The organism is Chryseobacterium sp. JJR-5R, assembly GCF_034047335.1.
Taxonomy (GTDB): Bacteria; Bacteroidota; Bacteroidia; order Flavobacteriales; family Weeksellaceae; genus Chryseobacterium.
In genome coordinates this window covers 1,203,737-1,228,357 of the sequence record NZ_CP139137.1, presented here as the reverse complement: position 1 = coordinate 1,228,357, position 24,621 = coordinate 1,203,737, and the positions used below count along the sequence as shown (strand labels likewise).

Annotated in this window: 23 protein-coding genes; 16 read left to right on the top strand and 7 right to left on the bottom strand. The window is 42.0% G+C overall.

The features are described 5' to 3' along the window. Positions 1 to 42 precede the first annotated feature (42 nt). A complete protein-coding gene (locus SD427_RS05760) occupies positions 43 to 2,247 on the top strand; it encodes a hypothetical protein (protein ID WP_320560324.1) in 2,205 nt (734 codons plus the stop codon). A 39-nt stretch (positions 2,248 to 2,286) separates the two neighbouring features. Further along, a complete protein-coding gene (locus SD427_RS05755; RefSeq protein ID WP_320560323.1) occupies positions 2,287 to 2,517 on the top strand; it encodes a hypothetical protein in 231 nt (76 codons plus the stop codon). A 55-nt stretch (positions 2,518 to 2,572) separates the two neighbouring features. Here SD427_RS05755 and folP read toward each other — a convergent pair whose 3' ends face one another. Next, complete coding sequence (folP, locus tag SD427_RS05750) at positions 2,573 to 3,352, bottom strand: dihydropteroate synthase (protein ID WP_414017718.1); 780 nt, start codon at positions 3,350 to 3,352, stop codon at positions 2,573 to 2,575. A gap of 181 nt (positions 3,353 to 3,533) precedes the next feature. Here folP and SD427_RS05745 point away from each other — a divergent pair, with 181 nt between their 5' ends. From SD427_RS05745 to tpiA, 4 genes are all read left to right on the top strand, one after another. Then, positions 3,534 to 4,100, top strand: coding sequence for a DUF1599 domain-containing protein (locus SD427_RS05745; protein WP_320560321.1), 567 nt, complete (start codon positions 3,534 to 3,536; stop codon positions 4,098 to 4,100). 1 nt (position 4,101) lies between these two features. Continuing rightward, entirely contained in the window at positions 4,102 to 5,214 is a 1,113-nt protein-coding gene (locus SD427_RS05740; protein ID WP_320560320.1) for a BT_3928 family protein, read from the top strand. A gap of 65 nt (positions 5,215 to 5,279) precedes the next feature. After that, positions 5,280 to 5,630: a TerB family tellurite resistance protein gene (locus tag SD427_RS05735; RefSeq protein WP_056217386.1), complete on the top strand. Its 351-nt coding sequence runs from the start codon at positions 5,280 to 5,282 to the stop codon at positions 5,628 to 5,630. A gap of 101 nt (positions 5,631 to 5,731) precedes the next feature. Next, positions 5,732 to 6,490 (top strand): triose-phosphate isomerase, encoded by a 759-nt coding sequence (gene tpiA / locus SD427_RS05730; protein WP_320560319.1) that lies wholly within the window; start codon positions 5,732 to 5,734, stop codon positions 6,488 to 6,490. A gap of 109 nt (positions 6,491 to 6,599) precedes the next feature. Here the strand turns inward: tpiA and SD427_RS05725 are convergent, their stop codons facing one another. Further along, a complete protein-coding gene (locus SD427_RS05725; protein ID WP_320560318.1) occupies positions 6,600 to 7,862 on the bottom strand; it encodes an esterase-like activity of phytase family protein in 1,263 nt (420 codons plus the stop codon). Between the two features lie 324 nt (positions 7,863 to 8,186). On the opposite strand from SD427_RS05725, the gene SD427_RS05720 reads away from it, so the two are divergent. Both SD427_RS05720 and SD427_RS05715 read left to right on the top strand, forming a co-directional pair. Next, complete coding sequence (locus SD427_RS05720) at positions 8,187 to 8,798, top strand: hypothetical protein (protein WP_320560317.1); 612 nt, start codon at positions 8,187 to 8,189, stop codon at positions 8,796 to 8,798. Between the two features lie 12 nt (positions 8,799 to 8,810). Then, positions 8,811 to 10,226, top strand: coding sequence for a hypothetical protein (locus SD427_RS05715; RefSeq protein WP_320560316.1), 1,416 nt, complete (start codon positions 8,811 to 8,813; stop codon positions 10,224 to 10,226). 62 nt (positions 10,227 to 10,288) lie between these two features. Here the strand turns inward: SD427_RS05715 and SD427_RS05710 are convergent, their stop codons facing one another. From SD427_RS05710 to dnaG, 3 genes are all read right to left on the bottom strand, one after another. Beyond that, a complete protein-coding gene (locus SD427_RS05710; RefSeq protein WP_320560315.1) occupies positions 10,289 to 10,837 on the bottom strand; it encodes a type 1 glutamine amidotransferase domain-containing protein in 549 nt (182 codons plus the stop codon). A gap of 308 nt (positions 10,838 to 11,145) precedes the next feature. After that, entirely contained in the window at positions 11,146 to 11,832 is a 687-nt protein-coding gene (clpP, locus tag SD427_RS05705; RefSeq protein ID WP_320560314.1) for an ATP-dependent Clp endopeptidase proteolytic subunit ClpP, read from the bottom strand. 116 nt (positions 11,833 to 11,948) lie between these two features. Beyond that, positions 11,949 to 13,937 carry a DNA primase gene (gene dnaG / locus SD427_RS05700; protein WP_320560313.1) on the bottom strand — a complete coding sequence of 663 codons (1,989 nt, stop codon included), beginning with the start codon at positions 13,935 to 13,937 and terminating at the stop codon, positions 11,949 to 11,951. A gap of 81 nt (positions 13,938 to 14,018) precedes the next feature. Between dnaG and tsaE the strand changes: the two genes are divergently transcribed. From tsaE to SD427_RS05660, 8 genes are all read left to right on the top strand, one after another. Beyond that, positions 14,019 to 14,426: a tRNA (adenosine(37)-N6)-threonylcarbamoyltransferase complex ATPase subunit type 1 TsaE gene (tsaE, locus tag SD427_RS05695; protein WP_320560312.1), complete on the top strand. Its 408-nt coding sequence runs from the start codon at positions 14,019 to 14,021 to the stop codon at positions 14,424 to 14,426. 71 nt (positions 14,427 to 14,497) lie between these two features. Continuing rightward, on the top strand, positions 14,498 to 15,691 hold the full coding sequence (locus SD427_RS05690; RefSeq protein WP_320560311.1) for an alanine dehydrogenase: 1,194 nt from the start codon (positions 14,498 to 14,500) through the stop codon (positions 15,689 to 15,691). Further along, positions 15,691 to 16,062, top strand: coding sequence for a hypothetical protein (locus SD427_RS05685; RefSeq protein ID WP_320560310.1), 372 nt, complete (start codon positions 15,691 to 15,693; stop codon positions 16,060 to 16,062). The genes SD427_RS05690 and SD427_RS05685 overlap by 1 nt, the downstream gene beginning before the upstream one ends. 66 nt (positions 16,063 to 16,128) lie before the next feature. Next, positions 16,129 to 16,899, top strand: coding sequence for a histidine kinase (locus SD427_RS05680; RefSeq protein WP_320560309.1), 771 nt, complete (start codon positions 16,129 to 16,131; stop codon positions 16,897 to 16,899). Further along, a complete protein-coding gene (locus SD427_RS05675) occupies positions 16,877 to 17,587 on the top strand; it encodes a response regulator transcription factor (protein WP_320560308.1) in 711 nt (236 codons plus the stop codon). The genes SD427_RS05680 and SD427_RS05675 overlap by 23 nt, the downstream gene beginning before the upstream one ends. Before the next feature lie 106 nt (positions 17,588 to 17,693). Continuing rightward, on the top strand, positions 17,694 to 18,083 hold the full coding sequence (locus SD427_RS05670; protein ID WP_320560307.1) for a hypothetical protein: 390 nt from the start codon (positions 17,694 to 17,696) through the stop codon (positions 18,081 to 18,083). A 99-nt stretch (positions 18,084 to 18,182) separates the two neighbouring features. Continuing rightward, the gene (locus SD427_RS05665) at positions 18,183 to 20,474 is read left to right on the top strand and encodes a cation:proton antiporter (protein WP_320560306.1); all 2,292 of its coding nucleotides are present in this window, start codon (positions 18,183 to 18,185) and stop codon (positions 20,472 to 20,474) included. Between the two features lie 254 nt (positions 20,475 to 20,728). Then, entirely contained in the window at positions 20,729 to 21,574 is an 846-nt protein-coding gene (locus SD427_RS05660) for a prephenate dehydrogenase (protein WP_320560305.1), read from the top strand. Positions 21,575 to 21,657: 83 nt separating this feature from the next. Here SD427_RS05660 and SD427_RS05655 read toward each other — a convergent pair whose 3' ends face one another. Continuing rightward, on the bottom strand, positions 21,658 to 23,076 hold the full coding sequence (locus SD427_RS05655) for an L-serine ammonia-lyase (protein WP_320560304.1): 1,419 nt from the start codon (positions 23,074 to 23,076) through the stop codon (positions 21,658 to 21,660). A gap of 190 nt (positions 23,077 to 23,266) precedes the next feature. Continuing rightward, a complete protein-coding gene (locus SD427_RS05650) occupies positions 23,267 to 24,610 on the bottom strand; it encodes an ammonium transporter (protein ID WP_320560303.1) in 1,344 nt (447 codons plus the stop codon). Positions 24,611 to 24,621: the final 11 nt, after the last annotated feature.

The following is a 24,621-nucleotide window of genomic DNA, read 5'->3' as shown; positions in this document are numbered from 1 at the left end:
CTTTTTCAATACCATAAATATCATTAATTTTGACAGGTCTTTATGAAAAGGGTACTACTGTTTTTATGTTTCTGGATTTATATTTTTGGTTATTCACAATCGAAAGAATCTTCCATTGAAACCGTAATCATTGAAGATAAAAGTGATCCGCGCGCTTTGGAAATCCTGAAAAAGGTGGAGCGGATGTTCAGGGAAAATTCACCGAAAAGCCTGGAATCCTACTCTTACAAATCATACGAAAAAATTTCCATGGACATTGATGAAGACAGCATCGCACAGTTCAACGAATTTTTTCAGAACAGCAGTTTTGTCAGGAAAAAAAGGGAAAAAGACTCCTTAAACAATATTTCTGCAAGAAATATCTTTTCCAAAAGCAAGCTCTTCCTCTGGGAAAGGGCCCAGGAATTTTTATATTCAAAAACGTACGGTGAAAAAATCAACATCCTCGACAACAGGATTTCCGGACTGAAGCAGCCTGTTTATGAAATGATTGCCCTGCAGCAGAGCAACCGTGACAAAATCCCTGTGCAGCTGAAAAAGGAAAACAGGGGCCTGTACCGTTTTTTTTTAACGGATACACTGGAAATGGACGGCAGGAAAAATTTCGTGATCCGCTTCCGCGAGGTTAATTATAAGAAGCCGGATAAAAAGAGGAAATACAACGGCGCCGTTTATATTGACACGGAAACGTACGGCATCAAGAAAATAGAGAATTTCAGTAAAAATAAAAATGACGGAATCATTACCAGTACCTGGATTTATTTTAACAGCAAGTGGTTCCTGGCCCATGAAACGGTAAAGCTCAAAATGAGCAATATGGCCATGGAAAAAGATGATAAGGAACATGCCGGGGACAGGCATGAAAAAAAAGACCGGAAAAGTTTCGGGACCTATGCCTTCCTGAGTTCGAGGTATTTTGATTACCGCGCTCCTATTGAAAATAACAGGAACGATTTTAAAGGCTATACTTTTTCAGTGAAAAATATCAGCGGGACAACATTGGACCGTTACCGTACGGATCCGCTGACAGCAAGGGAGAAAAATACGTACACGACCATAGACAGCCTTGGGAAAATTTATAATATCGATACCAAAGCAAGGGTACTCACCGGCCTGCTGAACGGACAGATCCGGATGGGCGCACTGGATTTTGCAGTGGATGAAATCGCAAATTACAACTTGTATGAAGGGTTCAGGGTGGGTTTGAAGGCTAAGCTTAATGAAACCTTCAACCCTTATTTTTCCCCTGACTATTATTTTGCCTACGGTTTTAAAGACGACCGCTGGAAATACGGAATCGGGCTTGACATTAAAACGACGCTGGATAAAAATTCGTTTTTCAGGGTGGATTATACGGACGACGTAACCGCTTCAGGAGAGTTCTACAAAAGGCTCTGGAATTTTAAGATGAAGATGGCCAACTATGGCAACAATATCCAGAATGACAACTATTACCGTTTCCGCAGTGCTTCTTTTTCTTACCTTAATGATGTTTCCAACGGCTTGACCCTTGTTTTCGCAGCACGCAGGAATTATGAGGAAGCCCTTTTTGATTATTCCTTCAGAAACAAAGGGCCCGGCTTTGATAATTTCAACACTTTATTTACCCTGAAATTCTCCCCGAATTCCACCAATATCATGACGCCGCAGGGGAAATCCCTGATCGATCAGAAATATCCGGAACTGTATTTTAATTATGAACAGAGCTATAAAATCCTGGGCGGAAATTTTAACTACACCCGGTTTGACGCGCTTTTCGTTCACAATTTCAAAACCATGCTAGGAACCACCGGTTTCCGCCTGTACGGGGGAATGGTTCTGGGGGATGCACCGATCTGGAAAAACTTTACCATGAACGGACTGGCCTCGCCGCAAAGGGATTTTAACTTCAACCTGACGTCATTCCTGGGTTTTGCGACACTGGAAGGCGGCAAATATTACAATGACAAGTTCATTGCCTATTATTTTACGCATAAACTGCCCTTTTATTTTAAAAGTATCGGACAGAATATCTCAAGCTTCGACTTTGTATTGAGGGGAACCATCGGGAATATGGATCATCCCGAATACCACCAGTTTAAGTTCCGTCCGCTGAACCATCTGTATCAGGAAGTTGGGCTGGAATGGAGCAATTTCCTTTCTTCTTATTTCAATTTGGGGCTGTTTTACCGGGTCGGATATTATACCACTCCGAATTTTATGCAGAACTTTGCCCTTCAGTTTAAACTAAAACTTCTGGAATTTTAGCGCACATCATCAATCAGTAATACCTATAATTATCATATCATGCAGAGTATAGAAATAAAAGCGGAAGGGTTCTTCGAGCTGTTAAAATTAAAAGACACCTCCATGTGGGAAATTTTTGCTCAAATGATCGACGGAAATGAAAAAGAGATTATTTTTCTGAACAATGAAGATAAAATACTCTTCAGCTACCGTTTACCGGCAGATCAGGAGCAGCTGGAACAGGACCGGAAAGAGTTTTCCAAGGAGTTTGCCGATAAAATGGCGAACTGATTACAGTGATGAGTGATGAGTTATAAGTGATGAGTATAACCTCATAATTCAAAATTTATAACTCATCGCTATAACGATTATATGTGTCAACTGTTTTTTTCGCTTCGGCAACATCATGTACCCTGAGTATTTTTGCGCCCTGCTGCAAAACCTTCATGTGCAGTTTCTGCGTTTCTTCATTAATGTCCAGAGCCGATTTCCCCAACGGCTTATAGATAAACGATTTCCTGGAAATCCCGATTAACAGAGGAAATTTTCCGAAGCCGAGGTACTGTACTTCATCAATCATTTTCATCTGGTCTTCCACCGTTTTCCCGAATCCGAAACCGGGGTCGATAATAATATCAGTGATACCCATTTCCAGAAGCTCCGCTGTTTTTTCGGAGAAATACCGATTAATCGAAACCGTAATATCAGCAAATTTTGTTTTATCATGCATCGTCTCATAGGTCGGGTTGACATGCATTAAAATATAGGGAAGCTTTGTTTTGGCTACTGCCTCAAGCATTCCGCCGTCGTATTGGCCTCCGGAAATATCATTAACCAGATCAATGCCTTCATCATAGCCGAATGCCACCGTTTCTGCATAAAAGGTATCAAGAGAAACCAGGGCTTCGGGAAATTCTTTTTTAATGGAGGAAATAACATTCCCGATTCTTTTTATTTCTTCTTCAGCCTTTAAAAATTCTGCCTTCGGGCGGGTAGACTGCGGGCCGATATCAATGATTTCCGCACCATCCTTCAGCAGCTTTTCAGCGTGCTCCAGTGCCGATTTTTCATTATTGAACTGTCCGCCATCGGAAAAAGAATCCGGAGTCAGGTTCAGTATTCCCATAATCTTCGGGCAAGATAAATCGATAAGCTTTCCGTTACAGTTCATTGAGTAATGATGGATCATGATGAATGATTTATGTGCTGCAAAAATACGAACTTCCGGCTTCTGGCCTCCAAAAAACTAAATGCTAATTTCTCCTACCTGAAACCTAATTCGTATATTTGGAAGATTAAGAGAATTTATGTCAGAAACATCAGTACAGTTCGGGAAAATCATTGCCGGATGCCGTGAGCTTTTCAGCAGGAAATTACAGGATTACGGGGCAGCATGGAGGGTCTTGAGGCCAAGTTCGGTTACGGATCAGATTTATATTAAAGTCAACAGGATCCGTACGATACAGATGACCGGAAAAAAAATGGTGGACGAAAGCGAGGAAGGTGAATTTATCGCAGTTGTCAACTACTCCATCATTGCCCTGATCCAGCTTGAAAAAGGCTTGTCCAATGATTTCAATGAAAACAGGGAAGAAATTTTAGCACTCTATGACAAATATTCTACGGACGCTCAACATTTAATGGAAAGGAAAAACCATGATTATGGCGAAGCATGGAGGGATATGAGAATTTCATCCATTACTGATCTGATCTACCAAAAAGTACTGAGGACAAAACAGATTGAAGACAACCAGGGTATTACCATTGCTTCCGAAGGCTTAGATGCCAATTATTTTGACATGCTGAATTACGCCGTTTTCTGCCTGATTAAATGTTCTGAAGCAGAAAGCAGTACTGAACCTAAAACCATATAAAATGATCAAAAGTTTATTACGTTTCGTTATTGCCGTTATTTTCATCCTTTCAGGTTTTGTAAAGGCGGTGGATTTGGTCGGTTTTTCCTTTAAAATGGAAGAATACTTCTCACCTTCTGTTTTCAACATGCCGTTCCTGGAAAAGTTCGCGCTGCTGTTTTCAGTGATTGTCGTGGTGCTGGAGCTTCTTTTGGGGTTTATGCTTTTGCTGAAACTCAGGCTTAAATTCACCCTTTCGGCATTAATTGCACTTTGTATCTTTTTTGGGTTCCTTACATTTTATTCTGCCTATTTTAATGTGGTAACAGACTGCGGATGTTTCGGGGACGCAATTAAATTTACGCCCTGGCAGAGTTTTATAAAAGACGTTGTGCTTTTAACCGGTCTTATTGTAGTACTTATCCTGTACAGAAAGGAATTTAAGAAGAAAGATGCTTATAGTGCTGATGCCCAGGAAAAGCCTGCAAACAGATTTAAGTACATTCTTTTGGCTGTATTTTCCGCTGTAATGATCGGGATTGGCACGTATGGGATTATAAAAGAACCGGTTATTGATTTCCGCGACTATAAAATCGGGACCGACTTAAAAGCCGAAAAGGAAAAAATCAATAAAAACCCTTCTGAATACAAGACTTTTTATACCCTTAAAAACCAGAAAACAGGGGAAGTTTTAAAAGTAAACCAGGACGATTATATCAAAGAGACCAAATACTGGGCAGAAGGTTCGCCCTGGAAAATTGAGGAAGGGAAGAATGAATCTGTGCTGGTAAAGGAAGGTTATAAATCTGAGATCGTTAAGTTTAAGATAGAAGATCCTACAGGAATGGAATTTACGGAAGAAGTAATCAATGCGCCGAAAGCCATTCTTGTATTCTCTTACCACCCTAAAGAAGTTTCACCGGAACTTTTAAAACAGGTTGAAGCCAAAGCTAAAAATCAGGGAGCCAATGTGGTGTATGGTGTTTCTACAGATCCGAATACCTTTAAAAACATCAAAAACATGATGATGGACGGCACCGCTATTAAAACCATTGCAAGAAGCAACCCGTTCGTACTGGTTTTACAGAACGGGAAAATTACCGACAAACAGCCTGCTAAAGACTATGTAAATTAATGAATAGCCTGGCTAAACTGAAAAAATGTAAGATTAACTTTAAATGCTAAACTATATATTTAATAATGCAAAAATCAAATAAACCGATTGCCGGTTACCATTTATTGATGATCCTTTCCTCTGTAGACGGGGAATTTGCTCCGGAAGAAGGAATGATCGTTCAGCAGTATTTAGCCGATGAATTTCCTTTCAAAATCAATCTTGACAATGAGCTTGACGCCATTGCTACCCTGCAGCCGGAAGAATGGAAAGACCATTTTGAATTCCATGCCCGCTGTTTCTATGACGATTCTACCGAAGAAGAGCGCAAAAATTTTGTACAATTTGCAAAAACCCTGATCAAAGCGGACAATGTGGTTACCGATGAGGAGCATACTTTTTATACGCTTCTGAAAAACCTTTGGAAAATCAATTGAGAAATTAGATAACGGGAGTTAGATATCAGTTTAAAAAATTACCGTAATGCTAACTTCTAATTTCTAACCCATAACTTATAACTTCTAAAATAAATAAATCTATGAGAAGAAAAATAGTAGCAGGAAACTGGAAAATGAATAAGAATGCAATTGATGCCCAACAGTTGATGGTTCAGTTGCTAAGCTATAAAAATAACCATACCACCAACTGTGAAGTATGGATTGCCCCGCCTGCATTATATTTAACAATGGCAAAAGACATTTTTGAAAAGGATGAAATCGGTGTATTTTCCCAGGACATGAGCGAGCATGAAAGCGGTGCCTATACCGGTGAAATTTCCGCAGACATGCTGGAATCCATTGGTGCCTCGGGTTCTTTAATCGGGCACTCCGAAAGAAGGCAGTACCATGGCGAAACAGATTCCCACTGCAACAAAAAAGTAAAATTAGCTTTGGATAAAGGCCTGATTCCTGTTTATTGTAACGGTGAAACCCTTGAGCAAAGAAAGGCCGGAGAGCATTTTGAGGTGGTGAAAAACCAGACGGAAGTCGCTCTTTTCACGCTTTCTGCAGAAGAAATCAAAAAAGTAGTGATTGCTTATGAGCCAGTCTGGGCCATCGGAACCGGTGAAACGGCAACACCTGAGCAGGCACAGGAAATCCATGCCCATATCAGAAGCACGATTGCCGCAAAATACGGACAGGAAGTAGCAGACGAAATTTCCATCCTGTACGGAGGTTCCGTAAAGCCGGACAATGCAAAAGAGATTTTCTCCCAGCCGGATATTGACGGCGGGCTGATCGGCGGAGCCGCATTGAAACTGGAAGATTTCTCCAGGATTATTGAAGGGTTCAATTAACCACAGGCATTTTTGGGCTATACGGTTTTCTTCAGAAAGAAAAAGCCGATAAAAGCACATAAAAAAAAGTCGGCCGCATCTTCGATGCGGCCGACTTTTTTAAATCTCATTACTGAATATCCATTACGTACATGGTTCCTTTATCCACTTTTCCTGTTTTAGGAAGAACTTTTGCTTTGGGATTGCCGTTTCCGTCATCTACAATGCCGAAATCGTCATCATTGAAAACTGCGATTTTATTATTTCCCAAATAAACCAATCCTTCAAATTTATCATGCTCATACCCTGTTTTAGCGACAAGGTCAACAGCTAACGTTTTGGAAACAGCCTGGATCCCAGCTGCTGAAATTTCACTCCACGTACACTGTTCAAGGGCTTTTCCATTGATTTTCATCCCGTCAGCAGCAGCCAGGTCACTCCCATTGACATCAGAAGCTCCGGCAATGTTAATTTTATATACTTTTTTAATTCCTCCCTGGGAACCGAAGTTACCGTCTCTTTCAATCACCAGAAATTCCGTATTGCTGATGGCGGTGATATCGCATACGGAATCCGAAGCGCCTCCGTCCTGCTGATACAGAAACTGTTTGGTCTGGCCTGTAGCCAGATCAAAGGTTACAATTCTGGTCAGGGTTTTGTTAGTCGCGGCATTTTTGTTCGGTACGTACATCATAGACTGCATTGTGCCTACCAATGTTTTCCCGTCAGGCGTGATGCAGAGGCCCTCCATTCCTCTGTTAGCTCTTCTCTTAGCTAAAACAGCCGGTAATTTTCGCGTTCCGGTATTTACGCCGATCGGACTGATTCTTTCCATTTCAACGCCTTCTGCGCTGTAATGTACGATGTGTGGGCCATATTCGTCAGATACCCAGAATGTACCGTCTGCAGCAGCCACAATACTCTCACTGTCGAGCCCGTAATTATCGGTGCCCAGTATATTTCCGTTGGCATCATAGGCTACTTCACCGGTACTTCCCATTCCTGCAGGGTTTGGAAGTCCTGTAATCGGCTGTCCGGAAGGATTTTTAAGCTTGATATATTTAATTACTTCAATATTTCCGTCAGCATTGATTTTAAAATGCATGATGGTTGGGGTAAAAGAAGGCATAAGAAATTTTTTACCGCTTAGGTAATCCGTATTCGGGCCGCGGTCTGTAATTACATAGAATTCTCCCTTTCTGGATGGATGTGCCGCAGCTCCTGAACCGAAACCTCCGTTGATGACCCCGACACCATTAAGGGTCAACATTGTAGAAAAAGGAAATTCCTGGGGAAGCTTGGAGTAGTTGAGATCCTGGTTACTAATGGTCTCATCATCTTTACAGGCTGTAACAGCAGCGAGTATCACTACAGATAGCAGTATTTTTTTCATGTCGTTTATTATGACGCGAAAGTAATGCTGTTATGTTAACTGATCATCAATGGAATACTATGTATATCTTAAATTATTTGCCTGTTGAATTAAATATTTCTTAACCGCTGTGATGATCACATTTACATTATTCTCTGAAATAGGCCCATAGCTTTGAACTACTGCCATTCATAAAAATCTCTAATTAGAGAATTAATAATATTTAACCTTAAATTCATTATAAGTCATTAATAAAGAGATTATATATGATTAATTTCATAAAAATTAACCCCAAAAACATCATATTAATCATTATGATTTTCTAATTTTGCAAAAAATTGTAAATTGAAAAAAATTATCTCATTACTCTGTGTGTGTGCAGCTTCGTTGTTCTATAGCCAGGTAGGCATTAATACAGCTGCCCCAAAATCAACACTTGATCTCGGTAAATCTGCAGCAGCTTCTGCCGAAGGCTTTCTTACCGTACGCCTGTCCGGAACCGACCTGGCCTCCAGAGACAACCTCTACGGAGCTGACCAGAATTCTGCCGTAGTCTATGTAACTGCGGTACCCGGTACCTCAACATCAAAGACCTCCAATGTTACGGCTCCGGGGTTTTATTACTACAATAATTCATTATCGAAATGGATAGGCCTGTCTATGCCCAAGTTTTTCTATATGCCTTCCATTTTGTTTGATACTACCACATTAGGAGCCAAAACCAAAGATCTTTACCAGTTGTACTATAACCAGTTTACAGCTCCCCAGGTATCCAGTACCGGAGCTTCAGGAAAAATTCCGGTATTGGGTAAAAATGATCTTGAATACTACATTACTTATCATGACAGCAGTGTATTTACCAATGTAACCATTGATGCCAACGGTATATTGAATTATACGGTAAGCAACAATGCTACGGAAGCCAGCTTTATGAATATTGTATTTGTTGTAAAATAAGATCACGGACATATGAAATTTCAACACTACTGCTCAAAATTCATTATCCCTCTATGCACTTGCCTGGCATTTGTTTCGGCTTCGGCCCAGTTTACCATAACGAATCCGCTTACCACAAAAGATTTTACAGGAATCAAGATTGGGGATAATGCTTCCCTTACCGCCGCTACAGGTGCAGATCCCAACGGAGCAGGATGGCTCAGGCTTACAGAAGCCAAAGCCAATCAGAAAGGCTACATGTATGTTTTACAGGGATTCCCGACTACTTTAGGCGTAATTGCTGATTTTGAGTATAAGGACTGGCGGAATATTGCCGACAGTTACAACGGAGCCGACGGATTCTGCGTCTATCTGTTCGATGCGTCAATATCGGATGCCAATTTTAAGCTCGGAGGCTACGGAGGCTCATTGGGATATGCTACATACAGCAATCCTGCAGGTACAACCGGGCTTTCCGGAGGATATCTGGGCGTAGGCCTGGATGCGTACGGAAACTATGCAAACAACGGAGAAAGCAGGCATGGGTCTGCTCCGGCAGGAACGCTCACTTCAGGAATGCTTCCCAATGCTTTTGTATTGAGAGGCCCTACCAGCAGCACTTATACCAGTTCCAACATCTATCTTACCAGCACGGCACTGGGTGACAGATCAGGTACGGTAGACGATATCCGCAAAAGAAACGAAATAGATTATAATACGGTAACGGATACAAGACCTGCAGATAACATTTTTTACAGGAGAGTACAGGTGATTATTACAAAACCGGGAACAGATTACGTAGTTACCGTTAAGTGGAGAAAAGAAAATCAACTTGATTTTACACAGGTATTTACCTACACGTTAAGCTCCGCTACCTATCCGATTCCAAGTAATCTGAAACTGGGCTTTTCAGCTTCTACAGGAGGAGGGTTCAACTTTCAGGAAATCCGGAATATCATACTGACTACGCCCGGTAATTTAAGGGTAGACAGCCGTTCAGACAGTTATTTCACCTGTAACGAAAGCAGCCGCCCCGTAACATTTAAGGTAGAAATAAGCAATGATACCAATGCTGCCCTCAACAGCATCGATTTCAACGGGAAAATCCTGGACCAGAATAATAATTTGGTAGATTTTTCCAAATTCAAAATTACCGGAGTTTCGTATAACAGCAGTTTTACCAATTCCAACCTGCCAAGCTCTAATTTTACATCGAATGAAATTAACGGCGTGGTAGGACTGAATGCCAAATCTTCAGGCATTATTACCGTAACCGGACAGTATTACAAAAAAGGAATCGGTACCAACCACAGCTTTAAAATGGTATCTACCATTTCAAGCAACCAGATCACAGACACTGATCTTACCAACAATACGGCCTCTACCGTGGTAGAAGTCAGAAAGTGTTCGGTCATGAGCAATCCGATGCTTCCGTCTCATTCAAAATAAAAAGCATAAAAATACCCGGATTAAAAATCCGGGTATTTTATATTTTTCTTTGTAAGATCAGATTAGACCGTCTGGTCCTCATGTTTGCCTTCCTTGATTTCTTCTACCATTTTAGCATTGAATGCCGGAAGATCTTTCGGGGTACGGCTGGTTACCAGGCCATTATCCACCACTACTTCACTGTCTTTCCATTCTGCGCCTGCATTCTTAAGGTCTTTGCTGATGGAATCTACCGAAGTCATATTCCTTCCTTTTACCACCTCAGCATTGATCAAAATCTGCGGCCCGTGGCAGATTGCTGCTACCGGCTTATGCTGCTGGAAGAAATCTCTTACAAATGACAAAGCGGTTTCATTGGTTCTTAACTGATCCGGATTGATTACGCCGCCCGGCAAAACCAAAGCATCATAATCTGAAGCATGTGCCTCATCTAACGTCTTATCTACATTGTATTCCTGTCCCCAGTCTTTCTCTGCCCATGCCTTGATCGTCCCTGATTCCGGACTGATGATATGAGCCGTCCAACCCTGCTGTTCCAGATGTTCTTTCGGTGATTTCAGTTCGCTTTCTTCAAATCCGTGGGTTGCTAAAATTGCAATTTTCTTTGACATAATTTTATGATTTAAGTGTTATGCTGTTCTTATTGGAAAAATAGTGCCGTTCTCAACTTCTTTATTGATAAAAATTTGTTAAAATTTTGAAGTATATATGGTTAAGAACATAATTTAAAATCAACAGATCATGATACATCAGATTATAAAACCCTTTGATTTTTATTCTTTGAGAACTTTATGCTCTGTCATCATCCTATACAATCTTTTTTATAACCTTGCAGTTGAAATTTGAGTTGAATTGAATTGAATATAAAAAAAGCGCATCAAAAACAGTTGATGCGCCTTATGCTTATTGTTTAAGAAAATTATTTTTTCTCTTTAGACCTCTGTAAAACTTCGTCTACCATTCCGAAATCCTTTGCTTCGGCAGAAGTCATCCAGTAATCCCTGTCAGACGCTTTTTCTACCCATTCATACGTCTGTCCGGAATGTTCTGAGATAATATCATACAGCTCTTTTTTAAGCTTCAGCATTTCTCTCAGGTTGATCTCCATATCAGAAGCCACCCCTTGTGCACCTCCGGAAGGCTGGTGAATCATTACCCTTGAATGCTTAAGTGCCGAACGCTTGCCTTTTTCTCCTGCTACCAGTAATACAGCTCCCATTGAAGCGGCAATACCGGTACAGATGGTAGCTACATCAGGCTTAATGATCTGCATCGTATCATAAATCCCCAATCCTGCATAAACACTTCCGCCGGGAGAATTGATGTAAATCTGGATATCTTTGGAAGGGTCTGCACTTTCCAGGAATAAAAGCTGTGCTGTAACGATGTTCGCTACCTGGTCATCGATTCCCGTACCCAGGAAAATAATCCGGTCCATCATCAGACGGGAAAAAACGTCCATCTGCGCAACGTTTAACCTTCTCTCTTCCATGATATACGGTGTAAGATTCGTAGGGCCGTACATTCCCATATATTGATCGGTAGCCAGACCGCTGTTTCCTAAATGTTTTGTAGAGAAATCTCTGAATTCTTTTTTAATGTCCATATTTCTGTTGTGTATATTAAAATTTACAAGATTTAAATTACAACTTTTATTCCTAAAATTTTACAGGACTTTTTGTCACAGAAAGTACAGCCTTTATTTGCAGGATGTCCTACATCTTATTTCCTGTTGGCATAAATACCTTTAATAGGGGAATATTCTATCATGTCACTTAGGCGGATGGAAGCCTGTTTCAGCATGGTAATCTGTTTGATAATTTCATAATACCTGTTTTCATCGGCCGTGCGGTATTCCTCAAGCTGTTTTGCCGTCTCCTTTATAAGGTAATCTATGTATCTGTATTTATGCAGCAGTACATCCCCTCTTACCTGCTCGGCAATTTTATCACCGTAATTGGGAGGGAAAATATTTCGGGAAGCCCAGTTTTCAAGGTCATCCGGCGTCAGTAAGGCATCCACTACTTTTTGGGTAATTCCTTCATCCATAAAATTGATAAAAAAACTCCCGCTTCTCAGTTCATCCTTCTGAATCCCTTCTCTTACATGGTGAATGATCAGTTCATTGGGCTTGGCTAAAAAACTGTAATTTTCTTCTTCAAAATGATGCAGTATTTCTTCGATGACGGTAATCTGGTACTCTTCATCCTTGTCATTGCTTCTTTTCAGAACAATGTCACCGAACATCAGCATATGGTCCACCAGCTTATTTTCCATGAACAGCACATCATATAAAAAACGGTCGCCCCGGTCTTCTTCCGGAGGGACAATTTCCATTTTGGGAGGGGCCACGTTCTGCCTTTGCTGCTGGACATGCTGATGCTGGGTCTGATTCTGGGTAATCTGCTGCTGAACATCAAGCTCATTAAAGAGGCTCTGCTCAGACAGCCCGAATTTATTGGAAACCTGTTTCAGGTACACTTCTCTTTTAAGGGCATTCTGGACAAAGGAAACCGACTTTACAATATCGCGGATAGCCTCTGCTTTCTTGATCGGGTCTTCTCCGACATCCTTCAGAAGGATTTCAGCTTTAAAATCGATAAAATCCATTGCTTTTTCCTCAATGAATTTTTCAACGTAGTCCTGCGGATGTTTTCTGGCAAAGGAATCCGGGTCGTCACCATCCGGGAATAAAAGCACACGGATGTTCATGCCTTCCGTCAGCAGCATATCAATGCTCCGGAAACTGGCTTTTATCCCTGCATTGTCACCGTCAAAGAGAATCGTTACGTTTTCCGTAAGCCTTTTGATCAGCTTGATCTGCTCCGTGGTTAAAGAAGTCCCGGAACTCGCCACCACATTTTCAATTCCGGACATATGGAGTGCAATCACGTCCATATATCCTTCTACCAGAAGGCAGATATTTTTTCTGGAAATGGCCTGCTTGCTCTGGTTTAATCCGTAAAGGACATTGGATTTGTGATAGATCTCCGTCTCCGGCGAGTTGAGGTATTTTGCAGTCTTTACATTGTTTTTAAGGATCCGTGCTCCGAAACCCAGCACCCTTCCTGAGAAACTGTGGATCGGGAACATTACCCTCTCCCGGAAACGGTCAACACCAGACGGTGTATTTTCCGGGAATATAGACAGTCCGGATTTTTCCAGGATTTCCTTATTGTAGCCTTTTTCCAGGGCATAAGCCGTAAAAGCATCTTTCTTTTCCGGAGAATACCCCAGCTGGAATTTTTTGATGATGTCATCTTTCAGTTCACGCTCTTTGAAATAGGACAACCCGATTGACTTCCCTTCCTGGGAATTCCACAACAGCTCCTGAAAGTAATCATTGGCAATTTCATGAATTTTGTAGAGGATGTCCCGCTCGGTATTGGCCTGCCGGGCTTCCTCGGAAAAAATTTTCTGGTCTTCCTCAATCTCAATGCCGTATTTTTTGGCAGCGTGCCGGAGTGCTTCAGGATAAGTAAAATTTTCAATCTCCATCAGGAAAGAAATGGCAGTCCCGCCTTTTCCGGTAGAGAAATCTTTCCAGATCTGCTTGCTTGGCGAAACAACGAAGCTGGGAGACTTTTCATCATGGAACGGGCTTAAGCCCTTAAAATTGGACCCGGCCCTCTTCAGCTGTACATACTCCCCAACAATTTCCTCTACACGAATTGTTGAAAAGATCTTGTCAATAGTCAGCTTAGAAATCATAATGCAAAAAGTAATGTGGGAAGTAGAAAATTCTGTTACAAATATAACAGTTTATGGCTAATTTTGCATCAAAGAACTTTCATGCAATTTAATATAAAAAGCATTAACGACTGGCAGCATATTGCAGAGACCGTCATTTCAGAATTAAAGCACCCCATCCTTCTGTTAAAGGGCAACCTGGGTGCAGGGAAAACCACATTTACACAGTTTCTGCTTAGAAATCTGGGAAGCCAGGATGAAGTGAGCTCTCCTACTTACTCCATTGTCAACGAATATGACACCCCGAAAGGAAAGATCTACCATTTTGACCTGTACCGCCTGAAAAGCATCGAGGAAGTCTACGATACCGGCATTGAAGAGTACCTAGACAACGCTTTCCTCTGCATTATCGAGTGGCCGGAAGTGTATGAAGATGAATTGTACGGGCTTAAGTATCACGAGATGAGTATCATCAATACCGGAGAAAACAGAGAGGTTTTATTCGCGTAAATATTATGTATCTTTGCCGTTGAAATTGAATGTAAAATAACGATCTCTAAGAACTGAATTAATTTATAAGGATGAGTACTACAAACATTTTTACTCCTTTTACCGAAGAGGAACTGATGCCGCAGGAAGAAAAACTGGAGGTTATTAAGAAAGGAAAACAGTTCAGTATCGGGATCCCGAAGGAGACCTCCCTGAACGAAAGAAGAACATGTATCACTCCGGATGCGGTACAGGTCCTGGTGGAGAGCGGCCATGAAATCATTATAGAAGCAGGTGCCGGGGAATGCTCGTTTTTTACAGATTTACAGTATTCTGAATCGGGGGCCAGGATTACCAATGATCCTAAGGAAGCTTTCGCCCAGGATTTAATTCTAAAAATCAATCCGCCCACAGAAGAAGAGATCGACTATATGCGCCCGAATACCTATCTGGTATCAGCGCTTCAGATCAATCTGAGGGATAAAGCATATTTCCTGAAACTTGCGGAGAAAAAAGTCAACGCCATTGCTTTTGAATTTATTGTCGATGAATACAAGCAGCTGGCTCTGGTAAGGCTGATCGGCGAAATTGCAGGAACGGTTTCCATCCTGTATGCTTCCGAATTGCTGGCCCTGTCCAACGGTCTGATGCTGGGAGGAATCACCGGGGTACGTCCTGCGGAAGTTGTAATTCTAGGAGCCGGAATTGTTGGTGAATTTGCAACCAAAGCCGCCATAGGACTTGGTGCCAATGTCAGGGTTTTCGATAATTCCCTTTCAAAACTGAGAAGGCTTCATACGCTGGTCGACAGCAGGGTTCCCACATCCATTATCGATCCCAAAGAGCTTAAAAAGGCTTTACGGAGAGCCGATGTGGTCATCGGGGCACTTCCAAGGCTGAACATGACACCTATTGTGACCGAAGATATGGTCATGACCATGAAAAAAGGCAGCGTAATTATTGATATTACCATTGACAACGGAAAAGTAATCGAGACTTCAGAACTTACCACCGTGGAAGATCCGTATATCATTAAGCACGGCGTTATCCACTGCGGGCTTCCGAACCTCACTTCAAGAATGCCGAGAACCACCACAAAAGCCATTTCTAATTTCTTCCTGTCCTACATTCTGAATTATGATGAAGAAGGCGGTTTCGAAAATATGCTGGTCCGCAAAAATGAAATGAAACAGAGCCTGTACATGTACAAAGGCAGGCATACCAGAAAAAGCATCTGCGACCGTTTCGGGCTTACGTATCATGATATCAACCTTTTAATTTTCTGATGAAAAAGCTGAAATTCTACTTAATCGGTCTTGTTCCCGGACTTGTTCTTGTATTCTTTATCTTAAACAAAAAAGGCGCAAGCTGCACCGGTTATCTTCCCAACAGCCGCGTTATTGCAGAATCTTTATCTAAAGATTTTAAATATTCTGAACCCTTCAAAACTGAAATGGATGCGCTGAAAATCAATGAGAAATTCCTGAAAGACAGCATCATGACCGAGGGAAAGATCGATTTCGACAGAAGCCATGCGCAGAAAAAGCCGTGCCCGGATTATCTTTTAACTTATCCTGAAAAAAATCCGTCATATGAAATCACCTTTGAAAAATGTGAGGAAACCCTGATTTTAAATACCCTGAAGAAAATCAGATAATCCCAACCTGACTGCTTAAGGATTGATTTTAAACCTATGGAACTGTATTAAAAAGCAAATTACATTATGGAAGGCAATTATTACATGATCCATGATTACCTGATCTTCACCGCGGTATTTGCCATTTTCCTTTTCTTAGCGGCCGCTGTTTTCCTATTCAGCCAGAATCAGTCCATCAGGCTGAAGAATGCAAAGCTGTCAACAGCCAATAAACTTATTGAACAAAGGCTGAATGAAGTACAGCTGGAACACATCGGGACCAAGCTGAACCCGCATTTGTTTAAAAATATCCTGAACTCGGTTCAGTCACATGCCTACCACACCTATAGGTCACTGGATAAACTGGCCAATGTGCTGGATTATATCCTGTATGAAAGTAACAATAAATTCGTAAGCCCGAAAGAGGAAATGAATTTCGCATTAAGCCTTATTGAGATTAACAAAATCAAGGTAAATCCATTATTTGATTTCAGGATTAAATCTAAAATCGACAAATCTGATGAAATGTATGAGGAAAAAGTTTTTGCGCCCCTGCTTTCGGTAGATTTGATTGAAAATGCATTTAAACACACCGATTTCCTGGCTCAGGATTCCTTTATCTCCATTCAGCTGGAACTTGAGGACGGCATCTTTATCATGAAAGTCAGCAATAAAGCTTCACTGAAAAACATGCTGGAAAAAGAAAAAAGCGGTTTCGGGAGCCAGTCTCTGGACCAAAGGCTGAAAATGATCTACAACAGCAGCTATTCTCTCCATAAAAATTCAAAAAACGGTATCTTCACGGCAGAACTAACAATTAATTTGAGAGAATTCTATGATAAAATGCGTTATTCTTGATGACGAACTGCTGGCCATCAGCTATTTAAAACTGCTGTGCGAACAGATTGACCAGGTGGAAATCGTAAAGGCATTCAATGATCCCAAGGCTTTTTTAGACGAAATTGACCGGATTGACTGCGATGTCTGTATTCTGGATATTGAAATGCCCGGAATCAACGGGCTTCAGGTTGCGGAACTTATCTCAGGCTCAAAAAAAATTATTTTCACAACCGCCTACAAAGAATATGCTGCCGAAGCATTTGACCTGAACGTGGTTGATTATGTAAGAAAACCGATTAAACGGGAAAGGCTGGCTCAGGCTTTTGAAAAAGCACGGAGCCTCGTTCATCTGCCTGTAAAGAAAGATTTCATCGAATGGAATACCAATATCGGAAAAACGGTCATCTTTACCCATCAGATTGTATACATCAAAACTTCTGAGATCGACAGCCGTGACAAAGACATCATCCTCAGTGACGGAACAAAAATCGTTTTAAAAAACCTGAATTTCAAGAACCTGCTGGAAATGCTGCCGGCAAAAGATTTTGCTCAGGTCAATAAAAAAGAAATTATTGCTTTATCCTCCATTAAAATCTTTTCAACCAACGAAATTATTACCACAATTCCTTCTGACAATTACAATTTTCTAAAACTGCAGATCGGCGAAACGTATAAAAATTCACTGATGGAGCTATTAGGAAAATAGACGGTTCAGATATTCACAGGTTCACCGCAAAATTTGAAGTTCTCATTACATCATCCCCTTTTGATGTTAGGCGCGTCTTACTTTTGCAGCTGATGAAGTGATTATCATGAAAAAAATTCTTTTTGCGGCAGGAATTCTCATTCCCTGCATCTGCTTTTCCCAGGAAACTGGTTCTAAAATCAAAACCTCTTTTTTTGACGGTTCCGTTGTGGCCGGATATGTGGATCACGGAGCTTTTATTAATTTTACAGGTCCGAACATCAGTTACAAAAACAAAGACTTTAAGGTAATGCTCGGAATGCTTCCTTCACTCAGAATCAAGGAAGACCGCTCGGCAGAAACGAAGAACAGTGCGGTGATGCCCACGTTGGGTACAGGCTTTACAGTGCTCTACAAAAAATTCGCACTGCAGCTTCCCCTGTATTACAACAGCAAAACTTCAACACAGAACGGAGCCTGGAAAACAGGAATCGGACTGGGGTATTCTTTCAGGTAGATTTTATTACATTATTTACGGCATTCACTGCATTTTAAGAAATCAGGCTGGCATCATCCATAAATTCTTAAGAAATTTGTATTTTAACATAACGGAATTATGAGTCTGGGAAAATATAAAAACATTATTTTTTACATCAGCACCATCACATTTTTTTCATGCCTGATGTATTGGTTTTTTATTGAAGGAAAAACGCTGGAAATAGGGGAAAACATTGCGGTGCCCAAAACTACGGGCTCCACGATGTGGGAAAACTTTACCGATTCTTTTATGGTGAATCTCCACCATCCGCTGGCCCTGCTCCTGGTGCAGATCATTACCATTATCCTGGTCGCCAAGCTTTTCGGATGGATCTGTGTAAAACTGAAACAGCCCTCGGTAATCGGTGAGATGATTGCGGGTATCGTGCTCGGGCCTTCCCTTTTCGGACTTTATTTCCCGGAGCTTTCAGCCTTTATTTTCCCGAAGGAATCATTGCCGAATTTACAGTTCTTAAGCCAGATCGGGTTGATTCTGTTCATGTATATTGTCGGAATGGAGCTGGATTTAAGCGTCCTTAGAAAAAGAGCCCATGATGCGGTGGTCATCAGCCACGCCAGTATTATTTTTCCTTTCGCATTAGGCGTCGGGCTTTCCTATTTTATTTACAAGGAATTTGCACCGGAGGGAATCCAGTTCAGCTCATTTGCCCTGTTTATTGCTATTGCGATGAGCATTACCGCTTTTCCCGTTCTGGCACGTATTGTACAGGAACGAAACCTTCATAAAACAAAAATAGGAACCGTGGTCATCACCTGTGCGGCTGCCGATGATATTACCGCATGGTGCATCTTAGCTGCTGTTATTGCCATTGTAAAAGCAGGATCTTTTTCAGGATCCATATTCGTTATTTTAATGGCCGTCTTGTATGTATTCATCATGATCAAGGCAGTACGTCCGTTTCTTCACAGGATTGCAGAATCCCAGAAAGGAAAAGGCTTTATCAGCAAAGCACTGGTTGCCGTATTTTTCCTGATCCTGATTATTTCCTCCTATGCCACGGAAGTGATCGGCATTCATGCGCTTTTCGGAGCCTTTATGGCAGGCGCGGTAATGCCGGAAAATGTAAAGTTCAGGAATCTGTTCATAGAAAAAATAGAAGATGTGGCCCTGGTCCTGTTGCTGCCTCTTTTCTTTGTGTTTACCGGCTTAAGGACCCAGATCGGACTGCTGAATGATCCTCATCTCTGGAAAATCGGAGGATTTATTATCCTCACAGCCGTTACGGGTAAATTTGTCGGAAGTGCCCTGACCGCAAAATTCCTTAAGATCAGCTGGAAAGACAGCCTTACCATAGGCGCTTTGATGAATACGAGAGGCCTCACTGAGCTTATCGTTCTGAACATCGGGTATGACCTGGGGGTTTTAGGACCGGAATTATTCGCCATGCTGGTGATTATGGCTTTGTTCACCACGTTTATGACAGGTCCTTGCCTTGATCTTATCAATTATCTTTTCAAGGGAAAAACATCCATGACGGAAGAGGATGAGCAGGAAGATGACGATGCCAAATACAGGGTGCTTTTATCTTTCGAAACCGCAAAATCCGGCAGTACGCTCCTGAAGCTTGCCGATAATTTTACCCGAAAAATGAACGGGAACAAAAGTGTAACCGCAATGAATATTGCCCCTGTTGACGAACTTCATGCTTTTGAAATCGACGATTTTGAAAAAGAACAGTTCAAAAATGTTGTTGAAACCTCCAATGAGCTCCAGCTTGAGATCACCACACTGTTCAAAGCATCCACGGATGTTGAAAGCGATCTTACGAACATTACCAATAAAGGAAATTACGACCTCCTCCTGATCATGCTCGGGAAATCCATGTATGAAGGGAGCCTTTTGGGAAGACTGTTAGGCTTTACCACAAAAATCATTAACCCTGAAAAGCTCCTGAACACCGTTAAAGGAAGAGGAAATATTTTCAACAACTCCCCCTTTGACGATTTTACGCTGCAGATCCTGGACAAAACCAATATCCCGGTAGGTGTTCTGGTAGAGAAAGAATTCAAATCTGCGGACAAGGTATTTGTTCCTATGTTTAACCTAAGTGATTTTTATCTCCTTGAATATGCAAAAAGACTGATTAACAATAACAATTCGCAGATTATCATCCTCGATGTTGCCGGGCAGATCAGAAGCAATATTGAAGTAAAGGAACTCATCAGAAGTATTGAGCAGGTTGCCCCGAACCACATCACTTTATATAATGAAAAAAGGATCGAAAAAGAATTCCTGAACGCGCAGGACCTGATGCTGATCAGCAGCAAAAGCTGGAAAAGCCTGATTGACACCAAGAGCCTGTGGCTGTCGGATATTCCGTCGACCCTGATTATCAGCAACCCTCAGTAGTGAATGGCGGATGGCGTTGTGCAGGCGGAAGTTTAACGAATTATGTGAAAACCGTCTGTACAGCGGACCGCTGTTTATCTTTTATTTCAGTTTAAAAAAAAATTCATACCTTCGTCTGATGATGATCAGCAAGGAAACATATTATTACGGAATTTTTACCTCTCAGCCGGGATAAGGATTTCTGATATACAGATTATAGTATACAACCTCGTCCGCGGACGGGGTTTTTTGATTTTAAAAAAGCTCAGTAAAAGATGAAAATAAGCATTATAGGAACAGGACTTATCGGCGGCTCTATGGCCCTGAAGTTAAAACAGAAAGGAATTGCAGAATTTATTTACGGGATCGATAACAACCGTGAGCACCTGCACAAAGCACTGGATTTAAAAATAATTGATGCCGCAGCCGATCTCAGCTATGGTATTAAAAACTCAGATCTGGTTATACTGTCCATTCCGGTAGATGCCGCCAAAACACTGCTGCCGGAGGTCCTGGATTTAATTTCAGACCGTCAGACCGTTATGGATGCAGGATCAACAAAAGCAGGAATCGTAAATGCCGTTCAGAACCACCCGAAACGGTCAAGGTTTGTTGCTTTTCACCCAATGTGGGGAACGGAGAACAACGGGCCCGCATCTGCGGTTTCAGAAAGCTTTTCCGGAAAAGCAGGCGTGATCTGCAATAAAGAGGAATCTGCAGACGACGCTTTAAAAACCGTTGAAAAAATTGCCGAAAACCTGGATATGCATTTGATTTACATGAGTGCGGAGGACCATGATGTCCACACGGCTTACATTTCGCATATTTCACACATAACTTCTTACGCACTGGCGAATACCGTCCTGGAAAAAGAACGGGAAGAAGAAACGATTTTCCAGCTGGCAAGTTCCGGGTTTTCCAGCACGGTGCGCCTCGCAAAATCCCATCCTGAAATGTGGGTTCCGATTTTTAAGCAGAACAAAGAAAATGTTCTTGATGTCCTTAATGAACATATTTCCCAGTTAAGGAAGTTCAAGTCGGCGTTGGAAAAAGAAAACTTTGAATATTTAGGGGAACTGATTGCCCATGCGAACAAGATACGGAGTATCCTTGATAAGTAGCAATCTTAAAATGATTTAAAGGCATAAAAAAACCTTAGAGTATATAATTCTAAGGTTTTCTATTTTGAATTAATTTTTTCCAGTTAGCATTCAGGAACGTTCACGGCAATGGCCAGCCCGCCTTCGGAAGTTTCCTTGAAACGGTCGCTCATTGCAAGTGCGGTTTCCCACATCGTCTGGATCACCTCATCCAGCGTTACTTTTGCTTTTGCAGGGTCGCTTTCCAATGCGATATTGGCAGCCGTAATGGCTTTGATGGCACCCATGGTATTCCGTTCGATACAGGGAATCTGCACCAGGCCCCTGATCGGGTCACAGGTCAATCCTAAGTGATGCTCCATTGCAATTTCTGCGGCCATCAGTACCTGGCCGACGCTTCCGCCAAGAATCTCCGTAAGGCCGGCCGCCGCCATTGCCGAAGACACCCCGACTTCTGCCTGACAGCCGCCCATGGCTGCGGAAATGGTCGCGTTTTTCTTGAATAAAGTCCCGATTTCGCCGGCTACCAGCAGAAACCGTACAATGTCATCTTCACTGGTTGCCTGGGTAAAGGCCTGGGCGTACATCAGCACTGCAGGAATCACACCGCTTGCGCCATTGGTAGGCGCGGTAATGATTCTCCCGAAGCTTGCATTTTCTTCATTCACGGCCAAAGCGAAACAGGAGATCCATTTATTGATGTTGGTGAAGTTTTCCTCTGCATCAACCACCTGCTGAAACCACTCGTCTTTATTTTTATAAATCTTCTCGCCCAGCAGCTTCCTGTTTATTCCGGCAGCTCTTCGGGTAACATTCAGTCCTCCCGGAAGAATTCCTTCTTTATTTACGCCTTTATAAATACATTCTTTGATCTGCTGCCAGATATAAAGTGCCTCCTGCCTGGTTTCCTCCTTGGTTCTCCAGCTTTCTTCATTAATAAAAATCAGGTCTGAAATTTTATCAAATCCCAGCTTCTGACAATACTTTACAATATCCGAAGATCTGTGGCACGGATAAAGCGTGCGCACGCAGTGTTTCTCTATGGAGTTTTTTTCCTGGCTTGCAATAAAGCCTCCGCCAACAGAATAAAAGTCCTGCACAAGTTCGGTCCCGTCTTCAAAAACAGCCCTGAAGATCATCCCGTTCGGATGGAAATCAAGCGATTTCTGCATGTTTAAAACCAAATGATATCCATAAATAAAAGGGATTTCCTTCTCGCCGCCCAGATTCAGGATTTGGGTATTTTTTATATGTTCTACTTTCTCATCAATTTTTGAAGTGTTGATGGTCTTAAAATCCTCGCCGTTCAGGCCCAGCATGCCGGCAATGTCCGTTCCGTGCCCGATCCCGGTTTTCGCCAGGGAACCGAAAAACTCAAGAAAGACCTCTTTCACCTCGGCTACCGACCTTTCCCTCTTTATAATCCTGATAAAGGCTGAAGCGGCATTCCATGGGCCCATGGTGTGTGAGCTTGAAGGGCCGATCCCAACCTTAATAATTTCAAAAACAGATATTGACTCCATAAAGAAAATCCTACATTTTTCCTAAACGCAAAGATACACGATAAATCGAAATGCAAAAACCGGAGATGAAAAATCACCCCCGGCCCGAATTAAACTATATGAACACTGTAGATAAACTTATTTTATATAGACTTTCAATTTGTTTTACTTCTAAGTTTTTATTCGCCTATGAAGCAACATTCATATTCATTTAAGAAAGCCGCTCTTCATGCTGGGAAATGTCCAGACCGAGATCTTCAGACTCTTCAGAAACCCTGAGCGTGATGATCTTATCGGTAATCTTATATAAGGCCAATGATCCGAAAAAAGCAAATAACGACACGAGAAACAAAGCCATCATGTGGTGTGCAAAAACGTCAATACCGCCGTGAAGAAGGCTTGCATTTTCACCGTGTGCAAAAATAGCCGTTAAGATCATTCCCATAATTCCGCCGACACCATGACAGGCAAAAACATCCAGGGTATCGTCAATTTTCTTAAGCTTTTCCCAGTTTACCATCAGGTTCGAGACAATGGCAGCGACAAAACCGATGAAAATACTTTCCGGGATTGATACGAAACCACAGCCCGGCGTAATTGCTACGAGGCCTACAACAGCCCCGATACATGCGCCCAAAGCAGAAATCTTCCTGCCGTTGATCCGGTCAAAAAAGATCCAGGTCATCATTGCCGAACCCGAAGCGATTGTCGTAGTCCCGAAGGCCATGGCTGCCGTTGCATTGGCACTTAAGGCAGAGCCTGCATTAAACCCGAACCAGCCAAACCAGAGCATTCCCGTTCCCAGTAATACATAAGAAATATTTGACGGCTCATGGTGCGGCTTTTTACGGTTTCCTACTACCAGAGCACCTGCCAGTGCGGCAAAACCGGCACTCATGTGAACAACGGTCCCGCCGGCAAAATCCTTAACCCCGAAATATTTGTTCAGTAAACCGTCCGGATGCCAGACCATATGGCAAAGCGGTGTATAGATAAAAATGCTGAAAAGCACCATAAACAAAAGATAAGAGACAAAGCGTACCCTTTCGGCAAAAGATCCTGTAATCAAAGCCGGAGTGATGACAGCAAATTTCATCTGGAACAGGGCAAAAAGAACAAACGGAATGGTTGAAGCCATTGCTTTGTGAGGCAGCACCCCTACCCTGCTGAAAAACGGATAACTTAAGGGATTGCCGATGATTCCGTAATGTTCGCCATCCACCGTAAAGCCGATTGAATCTCCAAAGGAAAGCGAGAAACCAATAACTACCCATAGAATAGAAATTACCCCCAACGCAATAAAACTCTGAAGCATGGTAGAAATTACATTTTTCTTTCCCACCATTCCTCCGTAAAAAAATGAAAGGCCGGGAGTCATCAGTAAAACAAGGCCTGCCGCTGCCAAAATCCATGCGACATCTGCACCTACGATGTTATCTTCTGGCAGAAATTCTCCTGTATCCGGAAAATCAACAGCAGGACTCCAGAACAATCCACCGATGGCTACCAGTGTTATTATTGAGAATGAAACGATCCATTTTAATCCTACTTTCATAAAAAATTAAA

What these genes read in the sequence shown, in the direction of transcription:
- SD427_RS05755 (WP_320560323.1), top strand. Translation starts at nt 2,287, where the DNA reads ATGCAGAGTATAGAAATAAAAGCGGAAGGGTTCTTCGAGCTGTTAAAA.
- SD427_RS05740 (WP_320560320.1), top strand. Translation starts at nt 4,102, where the DNA reads ATGATCAAAAGTTTATTACGTTTCGTTATTGCCGTTATTTTCATCCTT.
- SD427_RS05675 (WP_320560308.1), top strand. Translation starts at nt 16,877, where the DNA reads ATGATAAAATGCGTTATTCTTGATGACGAACTGCTGGCCATCAGCTAT.
- SD427_RS05710 (WP_320560315.1), bottom strand. Translation starts at nt 10,837, where the DNA reads ATGTCAAAGAAAATTGCAATTTTAGCAACCCACGGATTTGAAGAAAGC.
- dnaG (WP_320560313.1), bottom strand. Translation starts at nt 13,937, where the DNA reads ATGATTTCTAAGCTGACTATTGACAAGATCTTTTCAACAATTCGTGTA.
- SD427_RS05660 (WP_320560305.1), top strand. Translation starts at nt 20,729, where the DNA reads ATGAAAATAAGCATTATAGGAACAGGACTTATCGGCGGCTCTATGGCC.
- SD427_RS05655 (WP_320560304.1), bottom strand. Translation starts at nt 23,076, where the DNA reads ATGGAGTCAATATCTGTTTTTGAAATTATTAAGGTTGGGATCGGCCCT.
- SD427_RS05745 (WP_320560321.1), top strand. Translation starts at nt 3,534, where the DNA reads ATGTCAGAAACATCAGTACAGTTCGGGAAAATCATTGCCGGATGCCGT.
- folP (WP_414017718.1), bottom strand. Translation starts at nt 3,352, where the DNA reads ATGGGAATACTGAACCTGACTCCGGATTCTTTTTCCGATGGCGGACAG.
- SD427_RS05725 (WP_320560318.1), bottom strand. Translation starts at nt 7,862, where the DNA reads ATGAAAAAAATACTGCTATCTGTAGTGATACTCGCTGCTGTTACAGCC.
- SD427_RS05680 (WP_320560309.1), top strand. Translation starts at nt 16,129, where the DNA reads ATGGAAGGCAATTATTACATGATCCATGATTACCTGATCTTCACCGCG.
- SD427_RS05735 (WP_056217386.1), top strand. Translation starts at nt 5,280, where the DNA reads ATGCAAAAATCAAATAAACCGATTGCCGGTTACCATTTATTGATGATC.
- tpiA (WP_320560319.1), top strand. Translation starts at nt 5,732, where the DNA reads ATGAGAAGAAAAATAGTAGCAGGAAACTGGAAAATGAATAAGAATGCA.
- SD427_RS05690 (WP_320560311.1), top strand. Translation starts at nt 14,498, where the DNA reads ATGAGTACTACAAACATTTTTACTCCTTTTACCGAAGAGGAACTGATG.
- SD427_RS05665 (WP_320560306.1), top strand. Translation starts at nt 18,183, where the DNA reads ATGAGTCTGGGAAAATATAAAAACATTATTTTTTACATCAGCACCATC.
- SD427_RS05670 (WP_320560307.1), top strand. Translation starts at nt 17,694, where the DNA reads ATGAAAAAAATTCTTTTTGCGGCAGGAATTCTCATTCCCTGCATCTGC.
- SD427_RS05650 (WP_320560303.1), bottom strand. Translation starts at nt 24,610, where the DNA reads ATGAAAGTAGGATTAAAATGGATCGTTTCATTCTCAATAATAACACTG.
- clpP (WP_320560314.1), bottom strand. Translation starts at nt 11,832, where the DNA reads ATGGACATTAAAAAAGAATTCAGAGATTTCTCTACAAAACATTTAGGA.
- SD427_RS05760 (WP_320560324.1), top strand. Translation starts at nt 43, where the DNA reads ATGAAAAGGGTACTACTGTTTTTATGTTTCTGGATTTATATTTTTGGT.
- SD427_RS05715 (WP_320560316.1), top strand. Translation starts at nt 8,811, where the DNA reads ATGAAATTTCAACACTACTGCTCAAAATTCATTATCCCTCTATGCACT.
- tsaE (WP_320560312.1), top strand. Translation starts at nt 14,019, where the DNA reads ATGCAATTTAATATAAAAAGCATTAACGACTGGCAGCATATTGCAGAG.
- SD427_RS05685 (WP_320560310.1), top strand. Translation starts at nt 15,691, where the DNA reads ATGAAAAAGCTGAAATTCTACTTAATCGGTCTTGTTCCCGGACTTGTT.